This is a genomic window from Kitasatospora sp. NBC_01250, from assembly GCF_036226465.1.
In the GTDB taxonomy this organism is placed as follows: domain Bacteria; phylum Actinomycetota; class Actinomycetes; order Streptomycetales; family Streptomycetaceae; genus Kitasatospora.
In genome coordinates, this window is record NZ_CP108476.1 from 951,976 (window position 1) to 972,872 (window position 20,897).

Consider the following 20,897-nt stretch of genomic DNA (forward strand, 5'->3'; position numbering starts at 1 on the left):
CGGTGACGACCACGATCCAGCACCCGCCCCGGGCCCCGGGCGCCGGCACCCAGGCCCGCCGCCCGCGGCGCCGCGGCCTCGGCCCCCACGAGCGCCAACAGCGCCGGATGTTCTGGCCGTTCACCGCCCCCGCACTGATCGCCTACGCGGTGCTCTTCCTCGCCCCGGTCGGCTACGCGGTATGGACCAGCCTCTACAAGTGGGACGGCATGGGCGCCATGCAGTGGCGCGGCCTGAAGAACTACCAAGTGCTCTTCCAGGACCCGGTGTTCCGCACCTCCCTGGTGAACACGCTGGAGCTGATGTTCGTCGGCGGGGCGATCACCTTCCTGATCAGCTTCGTGCTGACCCTGGTGCTGCGGGAGATGAAGGCCCGGCTCTTCGCCCGCTCCGTCCTCTTCTTCCCCTCGCTGGTCAACGGCATGGTCTTCGGCATCGCGGCCGGCTTCCTCTTCTCGCCCACCGGCCCGGTCAACCAGGCGCTGCACCTGCTCGGGGTGACCACGCCGCCCAAGTGGCTCTCGACCGCCGACCTGTTCCCGATGGTGCTGGGCACCGTGATCTGGACGGCCACCGGCTACTACACCTCGATCATCATGGCGGCGGTCGACCAGATCCCCGACTACCTCTACGAGGCCGCCGAACTCGACGGCGCGAGTGCCTTCCAGCGCTTCCGCCATGTGACCCTGCCCTGCGCGTGGGACGTGATCTCGGTCTGCGCCGTGCTGTGGACGGTCAGCTCGGTGAAGATCTTCGAGCTGATCCTGCTCTTCGGCGGCAGCACCAACTCACTCCCACCGGTCGACAGTTGGAACACCGCCCTGTACGTGTACGCGGAGGCCTTCCCGCGCGCCACGGTGCCGCGGCTGGGCATGGCGACGGCCGCCGCGGTGGTCACCCTGCTGATGGTCACGCTGGTGACCGTGGTGCTGCGCCGAGTTCTGCGCCGCGACCCCATCGAGTACTGAGCCGATCACCACCCACCCCGACGAAAGGCCACCCCGTGCCAAGCAGACGCGGATCAGCGGCGGTACGCATCGGCACGGCGGTCGTGTGGGCCGTCGTCGCCGCCAACCTGCTGCTGCTCCTGTGGATCTTCCTGACCTCGCTGCGCAGCGGCCCCGACATCCTCAAGCACAACTTCGGTCTGCCGACCCTCCCGCGGTTCGGCAACTACGGCACCGCGCTGGGCCAGGGCGGCTTCGCCCGGGCCGCGCTCAACAGCGTGCTCACCGCCGCCGGCTCCTCGCTGGTGGCCATCGCGCTGGCCGCGCCCTGCGCCTACGCGCTGGCCCGGCGCCGCTCGCGGACCTCCTCCGCGCTGACCATGACCTTCGCGCTGGGGCTCGGCGTGCCCGGCCAGGTGCTGGTGGTGCCGCTCTTCGTCGGCCTGGCCAAGGTCGACCTGACCGACAGCGACCTCGGCCTCGCCCTGGTCTACGTGGGCCTCGCCATGCCCTTCACGGTCTTCCTGCTCACCGGCTTCTTCTCCTCGATCCCCGGGGTGCTGGAGGAGGCGGCCGTACTGGACGGCGCCGGGCCGCTGCGCACCTTCCTGCAGGTGGTCCTCCCAGTGGCCCGGGGCGGGCTGATCACCGCGTTCCTGCTGCAGTTCATCACCGGCTGGAACGAGACCCTCTTCGCCATCGTGCTGACGAGCAGCCAGAGCAAGGTCACCCTCCCGGTGGCGCTCGCCTCGTTCGTCGCCGCACAGCAGTTCAACGGCCTGGACTACGGCACCATGTTCGCCGGGGTCTGCATCATCCTCGCCCCGATGATCGCGCTCTTCTCCTGGATGGGGACGCGGATCATCCAGGGCATGACGACAGGAATCGGCAAGTGACCTCCTCCCTGCACACCGGCCTGCTGCGGATCGAGGGGACGGCCGACCCGGTCGCCGGCCTGCTGCCGATCCTGCACGGCCTGTCCCCCTCCACCGCCGGCGGCGCCGGAGTGGACGAGGAGATGCGCCGCAACCTCGCCTACGGCGCACCGTCCTCGCTGCTGCCCTACACCCGCCAGGGCGACTACGACCGGGTCCGCGCCGAGCGCGAACTGCCGTGCGTGGTCCTGGCGAACGAGATCCTCACCGCGACCTTCCTGCCCTCGCTGGGCGGCCGGCTCTGGTCGCTGGTGCACCGGCCGAGCGGTCGCGAACTGCTGCACCGCAACCCGGTCCTGCAGCCCGCCAACCTCGCACTGCGCGACGCCTGGCTGGCCGGCGGGGTGGAGTGGAACCTCGGCATGACCGGGCACTGGCCGCTGACCTGCGAGCCGCTGCACGCCGTGCGGCTGAACGCGCCGGACGGCACCCCGGTCCTGCGGATGTACGCCTTCGAGCGGCTGCGGCGCATCGTGCTGCGGATGGACGCCTGGCTGCCGAGCGGATCGCCGGTGCTGCTCGTCCACGTCCGGCTGCACAATCCCTCGCCGCAGCCGACCCCGGTCTACTGGTGGTCCAACATCGCCGTCCCCGAGGACGCGGACACCCGCGTGCTGGGCCCGGCCGGGCACGCCTTCCACTGCGACTACGTCAGCGACCTGACCCGGGTGCCCTTCCCCCAGCTGGACGGCGCCGACCGCAGCTACCCGGGCCGGGTCGCCCGCGCCGCCGACTACTTCCTCGACATCCCGGACGGCGAGCGCCGCTGGATCGCCGCCCTGGACCGGGACGGCACCGGACTCGTGCAGACCTCCACCGACCGGCTGCGCGGTCGCAAGCTGTTCTGCTGGGGCACCGCCACCGGCGGCCGGCACTGGCAGGAGTGGCTCTCCGGGCCGGGCACCGGTTACCTGGAGATCCAGGCCGGCCTGGCCCGCACCCAGCTGGAACACCTGCCGCTGCCCGCCGGGGAGACCTGGTCGTGGACCGAGGCGTACGGCAGGCTCGAAGCCGATCCGGCCGCCGTGCACGGCAGTTGGGAGCAGGCACGGGCAGCGGCCGGCACGGCACTGGACCGCCTCGTGCCGCCGTCCGCGCTGGCGGAGGCGCTGACCGCGGCGGACGGCTTCGGCGAGCCCGTGGAACAGCTGTCCGACGGCTCGGGCTGGGCGGCCCTGGAGACCGAAGCGGGCGAGCTGCCCGCCTCCCGGCAGCTGCCCTTCGGTGCGCCCGGCGCCGAGCAGCAGCCCTGGCGCCGACTGCTCGCCACCGGGACCCTGCCGGTCAGCGACCCGCCCGCCGCCCCCGTCACCGGAGCCCACTGGCGCCGCCGCCTTGAGGACCACGCGCCGGACTGGCACGCCCTCTACCACCTCGGCCTGCTGCGCCTGGCCGACGGCGAAGCCGACGCCGCCCGGCAGGCATTCAAGCGCTCACTGGGCGAACGGCGGACCTGCTGGGCACTGCGCGCGCTGGCGCAGCTGGCCCCCGACCCGCAGGAGGCCGCCGACCTGATGGCCGAGGCCCACCAACTGCGGCCCGGCTTGCGGGAGCTGACCATCGAGGTGCTCGACACGCTGCTCGCGGCCGACCGCGTGCGAACGGCCCTCGCCCTCATCGAGGCACTGCCCGCCGCCACCCGCGCGCACGGCCGGATCCGGCTGGCCGAGGCCACCGCCGCCCACGCCGCCGGTGACGACGACCGGGTGCGCCGGCTGCTGGCCGAGGGCATCCGGGTGGACAACATGCGCGAGGGCGAGGTGTCCCTGGACACCCTGTGGCTCGCCGTCCACCCCGGCGAACCGGTACCGCCGCAGTACGACTTCCGCATGTCGGCGGGCTGATCCCGCACCGGACCGCACCACCCTGGGGGGAAGAGCTGGTCGGGACCCCCGTCCCGACCCGACCGGCGTCGGCCTGCGACGCCGGTACACCCGGGGCCCGCCCCCACGGCGGCCCCGAGAAGACAAGGAGTCACTGTGTCAGCTCCTCGAAGTCCCCGAAGCGCCCGAAGTCCTCGAAGTGCCCGAAGCTCCCGAAGTGCCCGAAGCTCGCGAAGTGCCCGAGGTTCGGGACGCCGCAGGCTGCTCGGCGCGGTCACGGCCCTGGCGCTGTCGCTGGCCGGCGGCAACCTGCTGGGCGCCGCGCAGGCCTCGGCCGCACCCCACGCGGCCACCTACACGATCACCATCGGCTCGACGGGCAGCTACGGCTACGCCGACGACACCCCGGCCAGCCCGTACCTCGACAAGGACGGCACCTTCTACTTCCAGGAGTCCCACTCGCTCTACGGCGCCACCGACCCGCGCCAGTGGAGCTTCTACACCGGCAGCGACTTCGCCGGTGCCACCCTCGACACCTCGCTGAGCAACGCCGTCGACCCCGCCAACTCCAAGGACAGCAACGGCGACACCACCTGGCGCTGCAACACGAGCGTCACCGGAGTCAACTCCACCGCCGCGCCCGCTGGTTCGGGCTACTCCCAGCCCAACTACTGCGACCTGGTGGGCGTCTGGGTCGACCCGGACACCGGCGACTGGTACGGGCTGGTGCACAACGAGTTCACCCCCCAGCCGTTCGGCGACGGCCTGCACTACGACGCCATCGACTACGCGGTCTCCCACGACCAGGGCCACACCTGGACCATCTCCGGCCACGCCATCACCTCCCCGTACAGCACCACGCGCGGCGACAACTCGGCGTTCCCGAACCAGACCTACGACTACGGCGACGGCGACCCGCGCCTGTTCGTCGACACCGCCTCCGGCTACTTCTACGTCTACTACGGCTCGCGGATCATCCCCAAGGCCGGCGCCGGCGGCAGCAACGGCGGCCTGGCGCACGTCGCCCGCGCCCCGATCTCCAGCAAGATGGCGCCCGGCAGCTGGCAGAAGTGGTACGACGGCGCGTGGACCCAGCCCGGCGTGGGCGGCCTGGAGAGCAACATGGTCCCCGCCACCGCCGCCGCACCGAGCGGGTACACGCCGGTCGGCCAGGACTACAACCCCGCCAACACCGGGAACGTCGACCAGCAGGTGGCGGCCGGGGTGCTGCCGGCCAAGTCGCCCCTGTTCATCATGAACATCGCCTACGACGCCTACCTCGGCCTCTACATCGGCGAGCCCGAGGTGGTCTCCGGCACCGCTCCCCAGCAGTTCTACGTCACCGACAACCTGGCCACCCAGCAGTGGCACCTGGCCGGCGACTCGGGCAGCTACCAGTCCGGCTCCTGGTACCGCTGGTTCCTCGACAGCGCCAACCTCACCAGCTCCACCCTCATCGGCAAGTCGTTCCGCTCCTACTGCGCGATCTCCTGCGCCAGTTCGGACGGTGAGTACGCCAACGTGACGGTCGACTCCTCCGCCCCCGCCGCCGCGCCCTTCGACCCGGCCAGGACCTACCGGATCGCCAGCGGAGAGGGCCGGGTCCTGACCCAGGCCGCGAACGGCTCCGCCACCACCTCCGCAGCCGCCGCCACCGGCTCGGCCCGGGAGGGCTGGTCCTTCGCGAGCGACGGGGACGGCTCCTACCGGATCACCAACGCCGCCACCGGCGGACTGCTCGGCGTCGACTCCGGCACGACCGCCGACCGTGCCTGGGGCACCAGCCCCACCGTCACCCCCGCCGGCACCGGCGGCCCCACCGTCGGCCAGCAGTGGTTCGTCCTGCCCGACACCTCCGCCACCGGGGCGGCCGACGGCAACTACCGCCTGGTCAACCGCTACAGCGGCCTGGTGCTCGGCCTGACCTCGACCGGCGGCGGCCACGCCGAGACCACCGCACCCCGCTCCTGGAGCGACACCACGGGCAGCCCCGTCGGCGGCGGTCGCACCGCGGCGCAGCAGACCCTTACCATGACCCCGGTCGGCACGGTCACCGGCAGCCTCAACGGCGCCCACACCCTGGCCGCCGCCGGCAAGGCCCTGGACGACCCCGGCCACAGCACCACCGCGGGCACCCGACTGATCACCTGGACCCCCAACGGAGGCGCCAACCAGAGCTGGCAGTTCACCCAGCAGCCCGACGGCTCCTACCAGCTCGTCAACACCCAGTCCGGCCTCTGCGCCGACGACCGGAGCAGCGCCACCACCCCCGGCACCCCGGTGATCCAGTGGCCCTGCACCGGCGCCGCCAACCAGCACTGGACGGCCGCCAGGCTGGCCGACGGCCGCTACACCCTCACCAACACCCACAGCGGCCTGCTGCTCACCACGGCGACGGCCTCGGACGGTTCGCCGGTGACCCAGCAGCCCGCCACCGGCTCGGCGCTCCAGCAGTGGACGATCGGTTAGCAGGCTGACCCACCCGCTCACGGACGCTCAGGCCCGCGCGTGCGGGCCGGGGCGTCCGTCGGTGGCCGGACCGGCCCGCCCCGCCTCGACGGGTCAGGCCGGTGTGCCGGGCGGCGGCCCACCCGTGCCGCGGCGGGAGGCCAGCGCCTTGCGGAGCACCTTGGCGGCCACCGCCGGGTGGAAGAGGGTGGTGGGCGGGGCGACCATGTTGATCACCCTGGCGAAGCGGGTCCAGACCGCCGGGTCGTGGGTGGCGACGGCGAAGAGCCAGGTGTTGTACCAGTGGGCGAAGCGGGCGGGCAGGGGATGACGGCCGGTGTCCCACATGAGGTCGGAGTTGCCGGAGAGGGTCCAGGGGGCGAGCACGATCCGGGCCACGCCGCGTTGGAAGGCGCGGCCGAGCGTGGCGAGGCCGTCGGGGCGGGTGCGGCGGGCGCGGAGCATGCGGTGGAGCAGGTCGGCCTCCAGCGCGGCCACGGTGAGGCCCTGGCCGTAGACCGGGTTGAACACGCAGACCGAGTCGCCCAGGGCCAGCAGCCGCGCCGGCCAGCTGCGGCAGGCGTGGAAGGGGCGCCAGCGGCTGTTGACGTTGGTGTAGCGGTGGACCGGGCCGGCCTCGGCGCGCCGGGTGAGCTGCTCGGCGAGGTGCGGGTTGCGCAGTTGGCGGGCGAAGTCGAGGTAGCCGCCGTCGTCGGTGGGCGGCACGAGGTCGCCGTAGCCGAAGAGCGAGCAGGTCCACCGGTCGTACTCGACGGCCATCAGGACGCCGCCGCGCGCGACCTCGGGCGCGAAGGTCATCTGGTAGGCGACCTGGTGCTCCGGCGGGTTCGCGGTGTCCCGCTCGAAGGTGGAGGAGGTGTAGGTGATCCGGCCCTTGACGACGCGCTCCGGCGGCACCTCGACCCCGGCCTCGCGCAGCCACCGGTCCAGCGGGCTGGAGCGGCCACCCGCGTCGACCACCAGGTCGGCCGTCAACTCCCGGGCCTGCTCGTCCTCCCCGGTGCGGTACCGCACGCCGGTGACGGCTCCGGTCGGGGCGAAGACCAGCCCCTCGCAGCGGGTGCCCGCGTGCTGGGTCACGTTGGGCAGTGCCAGGACCCGGCGGCGCAGGCGGCGTTCCAGCTCGCCGCGGGTGAACGTCTGGATCCGCACGCCGGTGCGGCAGCGCGGCGCGTATCCGGTGGGCAGCAGGAAGCTGATCGCCTCGCCGTAGTCGAAGACCGGCGCTCCCGCCTCGTGCAACTCCGCGCGCAGGCCCGGGAAGTACCGCTCCAGGACTTCGGCGCCCTTGGCGAGCATCGCATGGGCGTGGTGGCCCTGCGGGGTGTGCGGGTGCACCCCGGTGTCGCTGGTCACCTCGTCCCGCTCCAGCAGCACGACCTCGCGGAAGTGGTCGGCCAGGACCCGGGCGGTGACCAGGCCCGCGTACCCGGCACCGATGACGACAGCGGTCTGCCAGGGCGCGGGCCCGGAGGTCGGGCGGGGTCGGAGTCGCAAGAGAAGTCCTCCACGGACACGGTGACGCTCGGTCAGTTGGCCGTCCCTATGATCGCCGCGATCCTCCGCCCGGTCCAGGGAGCGCACGAGGCACGCGCCGGGCAGGCGGCGGAAGGCCCCTGGCCGTACCGGTGCGGCACCACCCCGGGTGACGTGCGCCTCAGGTCAGGCTCACCGCTGCCTGGTCCGCCGCCTCGCGGGGTGCCCGCTCGCGGCGTGGCAGCAGCAGGGGGGTGGCCAGCAGGAGGACGCCGGCGAGGGCGATCGCGGTGCGGGGGCTGGTGGCGGCGGCGAGCAGGCCCCACAGGGCGGTCATCGCCGCGATGCTGGCGCTGCTGCCGATCGACCACGCGGTCAGGGTGCGGGCGACGAGCTCGGAGTCGGTGTTCTCGAGCCGGTAGGTGGACAGCAGCGGGCCGAACAGGCCGCAGCAGGTCACCAGGCCGAGCTGGACGCCGATGACGAGCAGGATCCCGGGGAGACCGGGCTGCACGAACGCCAGGCCGACAGGCCAGCACGCGCGCACCACCCCGCTGGCGAGCAGCATCCGGCGCTGCCCGAACCGCGCCGCGAGCGGGCGCGCGAGGCGTGAACCGATCAGTCCGCCGATGCACGGGGCCGCGAAGGCGAGAGCGTACTGCCAGGGGGCGAAGCCGAGGTGGCCCAGCATGAGGACGGCCATGAGCGGGTCGGCGGCCATGATCAGGCCGTTGACCACGATCGAGTTGACGAAGAGCGGGCGCAGCACGGGGTGGCGCAGGATGTGGCGCCAGCCTTCGAGCAGGTCGCCCGCGCGCAGCCGCGGGGCGGCGCTCCGGGCGGGCTGCGGTTCCGTGCCGCCGATGGCGCGGATGCCCAGCGCCGAGAGCAGATAGCTGACCGCGTCGGCCAGCACGGTGGTCACCGGGCCGAAGAGCGCGATCGCGGCGCCGCCCAGCGGCGGTCCGATCATGGTCGCGCTCCAGGTGGTGGACTCGAAGCGGCCGTTGGCGACGAGCAGGTCCTGCGGTGGGACGAGCGACTTCAGGTAGGCGCCGCTGGCCGCTTTGAAGGCGATGTCGGCCGCGGCGGTGGCGACCGAGACGAGGAGCAGCTGGACGAAGCTGAGCAGGCCGAGCGCGAACGCGGCGGGAATGCTGAGCAGCGCCGCGCACCGGACCAGGTCCATCGCCATCATGACCGGCCGCTTGCGGCGGAACTCCACCCACGGGCCGAGCGGCACCGCGACCAGGGCCCCCACCGCCCGTCCCGTGGCGGCCAGCGCCGCCACCTGGGCCGGCCCGCAGTGCAGCACCAGGACCGCGATCAAGGGGAACGCGCCGAAGCCGAATCCGGTGCCGTACGCGCTGACCACGTACGCCGTCCACAGCCACCCGAACTGCCGCCCGAGCGTCCGCCGCCCCGCCATACCCACCGCACCTCTCCCATGACCTGAACAACCAGCTGTTGACCACCGGTATCCAAGCGGGTGGCAGACGGCGAGATCAAACAACCGACACGCCACCGAGGCACAACCATACGTTGTGCCTTGGAGCAGGCCTTAGCATGGCCGACGTGGATCTCGACGCTGTGCGCACCTTCGTGGCCGCCGCGGACGCGGGGCGCTTCCAGGAGGCCGCCGCCGTATTGTCGGTCACCCAGCAGGCCGTCTCCAAACGCATCGCCACGCTGGAGAAGCTCCTCGGCGTGCGACTGTTCACCCGCACCGCGCGCGGGGCGAAACTCACCATCGACGGCCAGGCGTTCCTGCCCCACGCCCGCGACCTGCTGCGGGCCGAGGAGCGGGCGCTCGCCTCGGTCCGTCCCGGCCACCGCGCGCTGCGGGTCGACGTGATCGGCCGCCGGCTCGCCCCGGCCACCCTGCTGCGCGACTTCCGTCGCGCGCACCCCGAGGTCGAGCTGGACGTCGTCACCCTCTTCGACGCCGACGCGGCCGTCGACGCCATCCGGTCCGGCACGATCGACGCGTCGTTCCGCGCCGTCACCCGGCCAGGGCGACAGCTCCCCGACGACCTCGGGGCCGCCCGCGTCTACGACGAGCCCATCGAGCTCCTCACCGGGCCGACCCACGCCCTGGCCGGCGCCCGCGCGGTCACGCCCGCCGAGCTGGCCGGGCACCGGATCTGGATGCCCGGCATCGTTCCCGGCACCGAGTGGGCCGCCTACTACGCCGACCTCGCCACCGCGTTCGGGCTCACCATCGAGGTCACCGGCCCCGACTTCGGCACCGAGCCCCTGCTGGACACCATCGCCGACTCCCGCTCGCTGGCGACCTTCGTCGGCGAGCGGACCCACCTCGTCTGGCCCGCCGACCACGGCCTGCGACGCATCGCCCTGCGCGATCCCACGCCCGTCTACCCGCACTCGCTGGTCTGGCACCGCGACAACCCGCACCCGGCCCTCACCACGCTCCGCGCCCACCTGCGCTCCGGGCCGCACTCCCGGCCGCACTCCGGGCCGCACTCCTCCAGCGGCGCGGACCACAGCGACGGCGTGGCAGCCGTCCCGACCTGGACCCCGGCCTGGGCGTAACTACCAGGAAGCCGTCACGGGCTGCTGTCCGCGATCGCGATCACCGCGGCGGTGCTGGGCCGAGGGTCCTCGGTGGACCGGACCAGCAGCATCGCCTCACCGTTCTCCGTCCAGGCGACCGCGCCGACGAGCACCTGCCCGGTGTCACCGGTGAGGGTGACGGGAGCGGGGGTGATCGAGGGCGGAGCAGCGATCAGGTGCACGAACGCGGAGCAGAGCAGGAGGGCGACGGCGGACAGGACGACGACCAGGACCGAGCGGCTGCGTATCTTCGCCATGGCGATGGGACGTTGCCGGCCGCGGCCCGGTTCCGGTACCGGCCGCGCATCGAGGACCGGCACGGTGGCCGCTCAGCCGCGCTTGAAGAACTCCACCTCGGCCAGCGCGATCTGGCGTCCGGGGCCGGCACCGGCCGTGCCCCGGACGACCAGCGTCACCCGGACCACGTCGCTGATCCCGGTCGTCACGGTCTGCGGGCCCGGCTTGTCGTTGAGGGTCACCAGGCGATCGTGCGTCCTGCCGTCCGACGTCGTGACCTGGAGGTCGAGGGTGGTGGGCCGGGCCTGCTGCTGGTACTGCTGCGGATCGGCGGAGTCGCCGGTGTGGATGATGAGATCCACCAGCCGGAACGGGCTGCGGAAGGCGAAGGTGATCGAGGCGCCGACGTCCGGTGCTCCCCAGTAGGTGTTCGTCAGGCCGTCGTCGGCCGCGGCCGCGGGATGGTCCGGGAGCTCCGCGCTCGCCGAGACCGAGGTGGGGGTGATCGCGCCGGCACTGCGGAGCTTGTCCAGCGTGTCCTGGTAGACGTTGCGGCCCGCCGGGTACAGCAGGATCCCCGCGATCACCAGCGCCGCCAGCACCAGCAGCACGATCATCCGGCGCAGGGCGAGGCCGGAGCCGCCGATCCGCACCCGGCGCCGGAACGGCCACCGGGTGCGCCACCACGGCAGGGGCCGCGGCGCTGCGGTGACGGTCAGCGGTGCCGCGCAGCGCCGGCAGAAGCGCCGGTCGGGCCGGTTGGGGGTGCCGCACCGGGGGCAGGGCGGGCCGTCCTGGGCCTCCTCGGCCGCGGACGGCCGGACCACCGGGCGGGGCGCGACGGCCCTGGCGGGCTGCACCGCGACCGGGTCCGCCGCTGGGGGCCTCGGAGCGTCGCCAGGGGCGGGCGGTGCCGGCGTCCGGGGGGCGGGCGCGGGTGTCCGGGGGGCGGGCGCCGGGGTCCGGGCAGTGCCGGGGCGCGGCGGCGCGGCGGGCGCGGGGACCTGAGGGGCGGGGACCTCCGGCCCAGGGATCTCCGGCGCGGAGACCTCCGGCGCCGGGGCATCCGGCGTCCGGACCTCGGGTGCGCGGGCCCCGGGCGCGGGATCGCCGGCCGCGGGGACGTCCGGTACGGAGGCGTCCGGCACGGAGACCTCCGGCGCGGCGGCGGCGCCCGCCCGCGACCAGCCCAGGTAGGCACCGCAGTTGCCGCAGAAGTCGTCCCCATCGCCGTTGGCCGTGCCGCAGTCGGGGCAGGTACGCATCCGTCAGTTCTCCGCTCTCCCAGCCGGACCAGGTGAATCAGGTGAGTCAGGTGAATCGGGCGACGCGGGCGACGCGGGCGCAACAGGTGGACCGGGCAGCATCTGCACCCGGCAGGTGAGGTGCACCGGACAGCACGCCCGGACCACGGCCAGCACCTGCTCCTCCACCACCGCCGCCGCACCCCGCTCGGGCCAGACGCGGACCAGCAGCTCCCCCGAGGGCGCGGGCGGCAGGGCGGCGCCCGGGGTGGTGGACCAGGCCACGCCGCCGCCGTCGACGATCTGCGCCCCGACGCCGAGGATCAGCCGCAGCCGCTCCGTAAGGCCCCGCCGGGTGCCGCGCCGCCGGTGCAGCTCGATCGCGCGCCGGACCACGGTGCGGCGCACCTCCGCCGGCCAGGCCGGGTCGGTCTCGATGGCGACCCAGGAGGCCAGCCAGGTGAGGAAGTCCTCCGGCGCCAGGCGTGGTTCGAAGTAGGCGGGCAGGTTGTCCAGGGTGGCGAACACCGGGGCGAGGACGGTGTCCAGGCCCGCGGTGAACCGCTGGGCGAAGTCGTCGTCGGCGAAGAGCGCGGGCAGCAGCTCACCGATCGGGTGCGGGCTCGGCAGCCCGGGGACGGCGGCCCGGCTCATGCGGCCCCCTCCGCGTCGGTCGTGCCGACCGCGACCTGGTGCTGGTGCGAGAAGACCAGGGCGTCCGGCGCCACCTCGACCCGCTCGGCGGGCGCACCGCGGCGGCCGGTGATCGGGTCCGCCGGGAAGAGCCGCAGCTCGTCGACGCCCGCGACGCCGGGCACCTGCTGGAGCACCGCGAACATCTCCCCGTACTGCACCGCCCGGCCGAACGGCCAGCCCCGCCCGTCGGCGCCGCCGACCAGCGGGTTGAGGTACCGGAACAGCGCCGCGAGCGCCGCCTCCCGCACCCGGTCGGCGTCCGGGGAGCGGGTGGTGAGCCGGGCGACCACCGTCACGCCCTGGTAGTCGGGGGGCTGCACGACGAGCCGGGTGCCGAGCAGCCGCCGCTCGTCCAGCTCGGCCGCGATGGCGGCCACCATCGACTCGGCGGGGATCAGCTGCTCGAAGCGCAGCCGGTCGCCCTCGTCCGCCACCGCGCCGGGCACCACGAGCACCCGCACCGCCCCCGCCTCCCCGGCCACGGCCGGCACGCACCGGACCCGGGCCGCGGCGGGCGCGGCCTGCCGGGCGATCAGCTCGAAGTCCTCGGCGGTGACGGCCCGTTCCTGCAGGCGCAGCAGGTGCGGGGCGCGCAGTTTGGCGTTCTCCGGGGTCTCGCCGTCGACGCCGCCGTGCGCCGCCTCGCGGTTGTCGACACTGGCGACGTAGGGGACCGAGCTGCGCAGCACCGAGATGGTGCCGCGGGCGACGTTGCCCGCGCTCCCGCCGCCCGTGCGGTAGTGCGGGACCCGCAGCTGCGCCCCCTTGGCCGGCACCGCGCCGAAGGAGCGCAGGCTCCCGTCGGGCTCCCGGACGGCGGGCGGGAAGCTGAACTCGCCCGTGGTCGCGTCGATCACCACGTGCCGGTCGGTCGGCGCAGAGTCGCCGAAGTGCTCGACGGCGGTCCACCGCTCCCAGCCCTCGCCCGCCGACACCTCGACCGCCGGCGGCTCGCCGTCCAGCAGGATCGGCACTCTGGCCAGGCGGAAGCGCTGACCCGCGACGCCTTCCGAGGTGCCGAGCGGCGCGTCGGCCACCGACTGGGCGTGGGTGACGGTCGCGGTGGCGCCGACCGTGAACACCTCGGCCCGGCGGATCGTGGGCGACTCGGCGTAGAACGGCTGGCCCGGCTCCGGCGCGGTCACCCGGCAGCGCAGCCAGGCCGCGCGCCGCCCGGCCACCACCGAGACGGCCTGCACGGGAGGAACGAACACCACCACCTCACCGGGCCGGTTGAGGCCGCCGGTGGTGTCGGTGCCGGTCTCGCAGACGACCCACCGCAGCCCGTCCCACACCTCCCAGCGCAGCGGCGGCTGCCGCGGGTCGACGCCGACGCCCTCCACCCGGCTGTCCAGCCGGACCACGAGGATGCACCGCGCCACCACCTGCGGCAGCGCGAACAGCATGGCGTCCCCGACCTCGGGACGCGGCTGGAAGCACGGCAGGTCCGCGCCCTCGGCGAGCTGGTCGGTGCGGTCGCGCTGCTCGCCCGTGGCGGCCAGGGTGACCAGCCGTTCGAGCGAGCTGGGCACCACCGGGAGGTCCTCGGCGGTGGCGAACACCACCGCCTCCTCGGTCTCGGTGCGCAGCGTGGAGACCTCGGTGCCCGCCCGCAGCAGCACGGTCTCCGGCTGCGGCGCCGAGAGCCAGAAGTCGACCTCCGCCCGCGCGGCGGACGGCGGGAAGAGCTGGATGCCGAGCAGGTCGAGGAAGGCCGTGTAGTTCTTCTCCGGTACCCGGTTCAGCCGGTAGAGCAGCTGGTCCACCAGGTAGGCGAAGGTCTCGATCAGGGTGACCCCGGGGTCGGAGACGTTGTGGTCGGTCCACTCCGGTGCGCGCTGCTGGACGTAGCGCTTGGCCTCGTCGACGAGTTGCTGGAAACGGCGGTCGTCCAGGTTCGGGGAGGGCAGCGCCATCAGTGGCCTCCTCCGTCCAAGGCGTCGGCGGCGTCCGGGTGTTCGGGGATGGTGTAGAAGGGGAAGACGAGGTTGCGGCGGTCGTTGGTGGACCGCACGGTGTAGTGGACGTCGATGTAGAGCGTGCCCTCGTCGATGCTGTCGAAGGCGATCCGCACGTCGTCGACCGCGATCCGCGGCTCCCAGCGCTCCAGCGCGATCCGCACCTCGCGCGCGATCCGGCCCGCGGTGGTCCCGTCGCCCGGCGCGAAGACGTACTCGTGGATGCCGCAGCCGAATTCGGGGCGCATCGGGCGTTCGCCGGGGGCGGTGCCGAGGACGAGCCGGATCGCCTCCGCGATCTCCCGGTCGCGGTCGACCATGCCGATGCCGCCGGTGGCGTTCACCCGGAGCGGGAACGCCCAGCCGCGGCCGATGAAGTCGCCACTCACGCGGCGCCTCCGATCAGCACGTCGAAGGCACCGGCGATGATCTTGGCGCCGCAGGCCGTCTGGTCGCCCATCCGCGCCGCGGGCAGGCCCCCGATCAGCACCACTCCCCCGGCCACCGCGCCGACGCCCGGCATGACGACGTTGGCGGGCCCGAGTTCCACGTGCGGGACGCAGGCGTGCAGGCTGCCGGTGACCGCGGCCGGCCGGCCGCCGATCAGCACGGTCGCCACCGCGATGGCACCCGGCGGCGGGGTGGTGATCGTCCCGCCGTGGTCGGTGGCATCGCCCGTCCGGGCTGCGGGGGGCATGTGCGCGCTCCAATCGGGTTGTTCGAGGTCCGGGTTCTTCAGGGGTCGGGCTCTTCGGGGTTCTGGTTGTCCGGGGGCCGGGTTGTCCGGGGTCAGTTGATCCTGACGAGAGCGGCCTTGAGCACCGCCATCGCACCGCCGTCCACGGTGGCCGCCGTCCGGCCGGTGACCGTCACCTCTGCGCCGTCCACGGTGACCGCCGTCCGGCCGCTGACGGTCACCGAGCCACCGGTCAGCCGCACCTCCCCGGTGCCGGCGTCGAGAGTGATGCCGGAGGAGGTGAGACGCACCGAACTCGCCGCCGCCCCACCGGCCGCACCGAAGACGGTCAGCACGATCTGGCCGTTCTGCTCGTCGAGCTTGACCTCCAACTTCTTGTCACCACTGGCCAGTCGGACCCCGGAGGGGCCGCCCGGCACGTCCAGCAGCTCCAGCCGGTGCCCCGAACGCGAGACCAGCGAACGGCGGTTGACCCGGCCGCTGCCCGCACTGATCAGCGGGACGTCGTGCGGCGACGGCGCGTCCAGGCCGTTGTAGAGGCCGCCCAGCACGTAGGGGCTGTCCAGGCTGCCCTGTTCGAAGCCGACCAGCACCTCGTCATTGACCTCGGGGCTGAACACACCGCCGCCCCCGTGACCGCCCCACTGCACCGTACGTACCCAGTCGGAGACGTAACTGTCGTCCAGCCAGGGGAACTTCAGCCGCACCCAGCCGCGCTGCGCGTCCCCCGGCTCCCGGACGTCGGTGACCACGGCGATGGCCAGCCCCGGCATCCGCGGCCCGCGCGGCGCGGCGTTGCCCCCGGTCACCAGCCCGGCGAGCGAACGGTCCGGCGCCGCGCTGACCACCACCGTGGTGCGGTAACCCCGGTACGGCTCAAGGAGATGACGCACGGCGGTCGCGGTGTAGCGCCCGGAGAAGGCGGCGCCCACATTGCCCAGGGCCACGGGCGTGCCCGCCCGCAGCCGCGGATTGCCCTCGGCCACCACCTCCAACTCACCGAACCCGGCAGCCACCGAGGCGGCGATCGACCCGGCCGCGGCGGCCGTCTCCGCCTGCGTGCGGTAGGGGGTGTCGGCGACCGTCAGCCGGGTGGGACCGCGAAAGGCACCGGTCACCACCGACGGGCTCATCCCCGGCTGCACGGTCTGCGCGGTCACCGACGCTTCGGTGGCGACGAGTTCGCTCTTGGTGGTCACGTTCCAGCCGCGCACCTCGACCGTCTGCGCCCCGCCGGCGGCGGTCAGCACACCGCGCAGCTCCAGCAGGTTGCGCCCGTACTCCAGCACCAACGGGCTCAGCGGCGCCGGGGTGCTGGGGGCCGGGGCCGAGGAAGCGGGCTGGGGCTTGACGAACTCCAGCAGCCCGTCGTCGTCGACCCGCACCTGCGCGCCGCTCTCCTGCGCCAGGTACTGGAGGAACTCCCAGTCCGGGATGTTGGCCTGGGAGAGCTGCTGGTGGACGACGGCGAACGCGTCGACGCGCCCGCAGCCGAGCCCCGCGCCCGCGGCGACCTCGCGCACCACGTCCGCGGTCGTCATGTTGCGGAACGCCTTCACCCGGCGCCCGCGCATCAGCCGGTGAGTGACCGCCGCGGCCCGCACCACGGTGAACGAGCCCGTGGTGTCCACCTCCAGCTCCACGGCGGTCACCTCGCCGGTGAACAGCCGCAGCTGCGCGTGCCGCTGCACGGTGACCACGGAGACCCGCAGCGGGGTGCCGATGGTGATCCCGGTCGCGGTGAGGAAGGTGTGGTTGGCGTCGCGGAAGGTCAGCGCGGCGGTGTCGGGCAGGCCGACGCTCTCCTCGATGTCGCAGCAGACCAGTTGCTTCGCCCAGACCGGCGCCAGCGGGCCCGGCGCCTCGACGACGGGGTCCGCGGCGAAGGACCGGCCGCCGCGCTCCTCGATGGTGCTCATGGGCGCCCGCCCCGGGTCCGCTCCGCGGTGCCCGGCACGATCAGCTCGCTGCCGGGGACGAGCACCATCGGGTCGTCGATGCCGTTGGCCTCGGCGATGGTGCGCCAGGCGCCCGCGTCGCCGTACGCGCGCCAGGCGAGCAGCGGCAGGCTGTCGCCCGCGATCACCTGGTGGGTGCTGCGTGCCTCCGGCGCGCCCGAGGTCGGGTTCTGGCCCGCCGGGTCGACGCTCGCCTCCTCGATGGTGAGCGCGCAGACGGCCCGCAACGGCTTGCCGTCCACGTCGAAGAGCGTGTAGGTGACCGACAGATCGGTCAGCACCCCGTTGAACGAAGTCGTCTGCGTGGTGCCCCAGTCCAGCCGCAGCCACGGGCTCGCCGGGGTCTTGCTCGCCAGGCTGCTCGGGGTGGGGACACAGCCCTTCATCAGCTCCGCCACCGCCCGCTCCACCGAGTTGTCATGGGTCGCCGTCGCGTCCAGGAACACCTCCAGCGAGAGCGAGCGCGGACCGCTGCCGACGAACTCGGGCAGCGCCGACTGACCCGCCATCCGGGACGGGGTGCGCCGCCACTCGGTGGACTTGCGCAGCACCAGGGTCGCCGGGTTGAACTGGAGCGGCAGCCTCACGATCGCCCCGCCGGGCTGGGCGCCGATCGCCGACGGGGGCTCCATGATGGTCAGTTGGGCGCGGGTGACACTCGCGGGGATCGCCGAGGACATCCGGTACCTCCTTCCGTGCGGCGGGCGGCTGGTCTTGGGGCGGGGCGGGCGGCGGGTCCGGTGGCTGGTCGGGTGGCTGGTCGGGCGGGGCAGTGGGTCATGACGGGCGCAGGCCCACGTGGGCGATCTCCAGGCTCTCCACCGCGGCTTCGGAACTCGCGGGGTCGAACGAGGGCCCCTGCCACCGCACCGGGACGATGCCGAGCACCTGCCAGGCGACGATGCGGCTCAAGTCCGGCCGCAGCGCCACGATTTCGCCGTCCTTCGGTTCCACCCGCCGGACGATCTCGTCCAGCCAGCGCGCGATCTTGGCGGTGTCGGCGGTGACCGCGCGGCTCAGCGTGATGTTCGACCAGGTGATGCGGCCCGGCAACTGCCAGGAGAAGCCGTTGTTGCCGCCTTCCGCGAACTCCTCGATCTCGACCTCCGCGCCGAGTCCCGAGCAGGTGGTGAAGTCGCCGAGGTCGTTGCCGCCGATCGTGAGCCTGAAGAACACGCTCGTCGCGAAGATGTTGTCGGTCATTCCTGCCTCCGTCGCCTGCCCGCCGCTGCCCTGTCCGCCATGCCTGCCACGCCTGCCACGCCTGCCCCGCCTGCTCAGCGGTGGCCGTCGTACGGCCGCCCGGCGCGCTCCCTTCCCCTGCGCAGTTCGGCGCGCAGCAGTCGGCCGACGGGTTCGATCAGGCGCCGGGCCAGCTCGTCGAGCTCGGCGGCGGCCACCTGCGGCGGACCTGCGCTCGTGAGCGGGGACGTGGGCGGGGGTGACGTGGCGGCCGGGGTGGTCGAACCGGTGGTGGCGGGGGTGGTCCTGATGGGAGTCGCCCTGCCGGGGGCGGGGGCGGTGGTCGGGGTGCGGGCGGGTACGGCGGTCAACGGCACCCCGGACAGCCCCGCCTGCTCGGCCACCCGCCGCAGCACCACCGCCGTACCGGCCGACGGATGCGAGTGGGCGGGCGAGCCGCCCACCGTGGATGCGGGGTCCATGCTTGGCACGGGCACCGCGGACGACCGGGTGGGCCGGGCACCGACCGGCAACCGCTGGACGGCCGCCGCGCTGCGCGGAGGCACCAGGCGGACCACCGGGCCGGGCGCAGCGGCCCGGCCCACGGCCGCAGGCCCGCCGCGCTGTTCACGCTGCACGGGCGCTGGCACGGGCGCGGGACCTGACGCGGGCACGGCCACGGACGCGGGACCTGACCGGGCCGACGGCGCGACGTACGGCGCGTCCAACTGCACCGGGGCAGCGCCACCGGGCGCGAGCGCCGCGCGAGCACCGCCGCCCGGGCGCCCGGGTGTCGACGGACGAAGGACGGGGGCCACGGCATGCGCGGCGCCCGGTCGCGGCGGACGGACGGCAGCACCAGGGGCCGCCGGCGCCACCGGGGTCGCGGCATCGCGAGGGCCCGCAGGCCCACCTCCGGGCAGCGCCCGCCGCAGGACGACGGTGAGCCCGCGCCGCCAGGCGCTGGGCGCAGCGGGAGCCGCACCTGGCTGCCCATCAGCGCGCGAGCGCCGCTGGACGGCAGCCGCCCCGGGTACCGCTCGCCCCGCAGCCGACCGCCCCGCAACGCCGACCGGCGAACCCACCGGCGCCACCACCGTGCCCGCGACACCACGCCCGCGCCGCGACCGCTGCGCACCGGTAACCGCCCCAGAGGTCACCGGGCCCGCACCCCGCTCTCCCTCAGCACCCACCGGCGCACCCCCGCGCCCACGCCACGACCGCCGCACAACCGCAGCCACCCCGGACGCCACCGGCCCCGCACCCGACCCTCCCTCAGCGCCCACCGGAGAACCCACCGGCGCCACCCCCCGTCCGCCCCGCGACCGCTGCACAACCGCAGCCGCAGCCGCAGGCACAGCCGCCCCAGGCACCGCCCGGCCCGCACCCGACCTTCCCTCGGCGGGTGCGGGCGGGTCCTGGCGCCAGGCGGCCCTGACCACGGGTGTGGTCGGGTGCGCGGGCGCGGCCGACCCGGGACCAGCTGCGCGCGCCGCCGCGGTCGCCGGGAGCGCGAAGCTCATCCGCCGCTCGCCGAGCAGCCCGCGCGTGCGGTGGACGGCCCCGGCCGTGCGCGCCGCGCCGTGCGGAGCAACCACCGGCACCGCCGGCATGTGGCCGCTCGCCGCCACAGCGCGCTGCACCGGCCGCTCACCGATCGGCGGACGGGCCGGCGCCGACGGCTGCCGGGCCTGGTCCGAGGCTTCGCGGTCGTCCTGCCGGGGCGGGACGGCAAGTGGCTGCGGCACGGCAGCAGGCGGCGCCGACGGGACGAGGGGCGTGGCCCCCGGCGGTGCGCCGGCCTCAGGTCGGGGCCCGCCGCCCGGAGCCTGCCGGGCCATCGGCCTGCTGCCGCCGTCCCGTGCACCCCCGCGCGTGGTCGCGACCCGGCGACCGGTGTCGGATCGCCCCTCATCGGCCGTGCGCTGGACGGTGGTCGGATCCGCACCGCCGCCGGACTGCCCGGTGCTGACAGTGCCTTCCCCACGCGCACCGAGCGCGCCGCCGCTTGGACCCGCAGCGGCAGCGTCCCGGGCTGGGTCTTCCCGGCGCGGCCCCGTCCCGCTCCCCGCGGCCGACCGCTGCGCGACAGGGCCGCCGCCGGGACCCGACCCGCCGTCCGCAGCGCTCCTCCCCACCGGCTGCGTACTCCGCATCACAGCAGGGCCCCGCTCGCCTGGCCGCTCGGGCCGCTCGGACCGCCCGTGCCGCTCGCCAGGCCGCGCAGGACGGCCGCCCGGCACGGCTGCGGTCGGCGGCAGCGCGTTGAGGGGCGCGCCCAGCCCCCCACGCCCCCGCGCAGGGGGAGAGCCGTCCGCCGGAGGAGCGGCCGAGCGCTGCCCGTGGGTGGCGCCGGTGGCCGTGGACGCGGGGCGGCCCGACTCTGCCGTCCCGGCCATCGGACCTCCAGGACCGGTCACGTGGGCGTCCCCGCGCACGATCGGCATCGGCGCAGCCGACGGACCGGACGCACGGTCAGCTCCACCGGGCCGCTGGGCCGCAGGCCGAGACGACGCGCTCGCGGGCAGCGCGGTCAGCGGCGCGCCGAGAACGGGTCGGCCCGGCACGGCGCCGGTAGCCGCGGCGCGCTGGACCACACCACCGGCGGGCCCAGCAGCCCGGTATTCGGTCACTGGCTGCGGCTGGGCCACAACCGCCGCACTCGCCTCAGGGCTCTCAGCTGGGGGCCCGGTCGGCTGCC

General features: G+C 74.5%; 17 protein-coding genes. 5 read left to right on the forward strand and 12 right to left on the reverse strand.

Translation table 11 applies throughout. The features are described 5' to 3' along the window. Positions 1-2: 2 nt before the first annotated feature. The 4 genes from OG500_RS04320 to OG500_RS04335 all read left to right on the forward strand — a co-directional run bounded on the left by OG500_RS04320 (position 3) and on the right by OG500_RS04335 (position 6,174). Complete coding sequence (locus tag OG500_RS04320; RefSeq protein WP_329576708.1) at positions 3-968, forward strand: carbohydrate ABC transporter permease; 966 nt, start codon at positions 3-5, stop codon at positions 966-968. Positions 969-1,003: 35 nt separating this feature from the next. Beyond that, positions 1,004-1,843 carry a carbohydrate ABC transporter permease gene (locus OG500_RS04325; protein WP_329576710.1) on the forward strand — a complete coding sequence of 280 codons (840 nt, stop codon included), beginning with the start codon at positions 1,004-1,006 and terminating at the stop codon, positions 1,841-1,843. Beyond that, positions 1,840-3,726, forward strand: coding sequence for a DUF5107 domain-containing protein (locus OG500_RS04330; protein WP_329576713.1), 1,887 nt, complete (start codon positions 1,840-1,842; stop codon positions 3,724-3,726). The genes OG500_RS04325 and OG500_RS04330 overlap by 4 nt, the downstream gene beginning before the upstream one ends. Positions 3,727-3,861: 135 nt before the next feature. After that, on the forward strand, positions 3,862-6,174 hold the full coding sequence (locus OG500_RS04335; protein ID WP_329576716.1) for an RICIN domain-containing protein: 2,313 nt from the start codon (positions 3,862-3,864) through the stop codon (positions 6,172-6,174). A 93-nt stretch (positions 6,175-6,267) separates the two neighbouring features. Here the strand turns inward: OG500_RS04335 and OG500_RS04340 are convergent, their stop codons facing one another. Then, entirely contained in the window at positions 6,268-7,671 is a 1,404-nt protein-coding gene (locus tag OG500_RS04340; RefSeq protein WP_329576719.1) for an FAD-dependent oxidoreductase, read from the reverse strand. A gap of 160 nt (positions 7,672-7,831) precedes the next feature. Continuing rightward, complete coding sequence (locus tag OG500_RS04345) at positions 7,832-9,079, reverse strand: MFS transporter (protein WP_329576722.1); 1,248 nt, start codon at positions 9,077-9,079, stop codon at positions 7,832-7,834. A gap of 146 nt (positions 9,080-9,225) precedes the next feature. Here OG500_RS04345 and OG500_RS04350 point away from each other — a divergent pair, with 146 nt between their 5' ends. Then, positions 9,226-10,203: a LysR family transcriptional regulator gene (locus OG500_RS04350; RefSeq protein ID WP_329576724.1), complete on the forward strand. Its 978-nt coding sequence runs from the start codon at positions 9,226-9,228 to the stop codon at positions 10,201-10,203. Positions 10,204-10,217: 14 nt separating this feature from the next. Here OG500_RS04350 and OG500_RS04355 read toward each other — a convergent pair whose 3' ends face one another. The 10 genes from OG500_RS04355 to OG500_RS04400 form a co-directional block, all read right to left on the reverse strand. Continuing rightward, the gene (locus tag OG500_RS04355) at positions 10,218-10,481 is read right to left on the reverse strand and encodes a hypothetical protein (protein ID WP_327065014.1); all 264 of its coding nucleotides are present in this window, start codon (positions 10,479-10,481) and stop codon (positions 10,218-10,220) included. Between the two features lie 72 nt (positions 10,482-10,553). Further along, positions 10,554-11,726, reverse strand: coding sequence for an NADase-type glycan-binding domain-containing protein (locus OG500_RS04360; RefSeq protein ID WP_329576728.1), 1,173 nt, complete (start codon positions 11,724-11,726; stop codon positions 10,554-10,556). A 3-nt stretch (positions 11,727-11,729) separates the two neighbouring features. Then, complete coding sequence (locus OG500_RS04365) at positions 11,730-12,359, reverse strand: phage tail protein I (RefSeq protein ID WP_329576731.1); 630 nt, start codon at positions 12,357-12,359, stop codon at positions 11,730-11,732. Continuing rightward, complete coding sequence (locus OG500_RS04370) at positions 12,356-14,317, reverse strand: putative baseplate assembly protein (protein ID WP_329576734.1); 1,962 nt, start codon at positions 14,315-14,317, stop codon at positions 12,356-12,358. The genes OG500_RS04365 and OG500_RS04370 overlap by 4 nt, the downstream gene beginning before the upstream one ends. Continuing rightward, entirely contained in the window at positions 14,317-14,748 is a 432-nt protein-coding gene (locus OG500_RS04375) for a GPW/gp25 family protein (protein WP_327065018.1), read from the reverse strand. Before OG500_RS04375 ends, OG500_RS04370 begins: the two co-directional genes overlap by 1 nt. After that, positions 14,745-15,056 carry a PAAR domain-containing protein gene (locus OG500_RS04380; protein ID WP_327065019.1) on the reverse strand — a complete coding sequence of 104 codons (312 nt, stop codon included), beginning with the start codon at positions 15,054-15,056 and terminating at the stop codon, positions 14,745-14,747. Before OG500_RS04380 ends, OG500_RS04375 begins: the two co-directional genes overlap by 4 nt. A 92-nt stretch (positions 15,057-15,148) precedes the next feature. Further along, complete coding sequence (locus tag OG500_RS04385) at positions 15,149-16,975, reverse strand: VgrG-related protein (protein WP_329576737.1); 1,827 nt, start codon at positions 16,973-16,975, stop codon at positions 15,149-15,151. After that, the gene (locus tag OG500_RS04390; RefSeq protein WP_327065021.1) at positions 16,972-17,694 is read right to left on the reverse strand and encodes a CIS tube protein; all 723 of its coding nucleotides are present in this window, start codon (positions 17,692-17,694) and stop codon (positions 16,972-16,974) included. Before OG500_RS04390 ends, OG500_RS04385 begins: the two co-directional genes overlap by 4 nt. Positions 17,695-17,791: 97 nt before the next feature. After that, positions 17,792-18,217 (reverse strand): phage tail protein, encoded by a 426-nt coding sequence (locus tag OG500_RS04395; RefSeq protein WP_327065022.1) that lies wholly within the window; start codon positions 18,215-18,217, stop codon positions 17,792-17,794. 74 nt (positions 18,218-18,291) lie between these two features. Then, entirely contained in the window at positions 18,292-18,678 is a 387-nt protein-coding gene (locus OG500_RS04400) for a hypothetical protein (RefSeq protein ID WP_329576741.1), read from the reverse strand. Between the last annotated feature and the right edge of the window lie 2,219 nt (positions 18,679-20,897).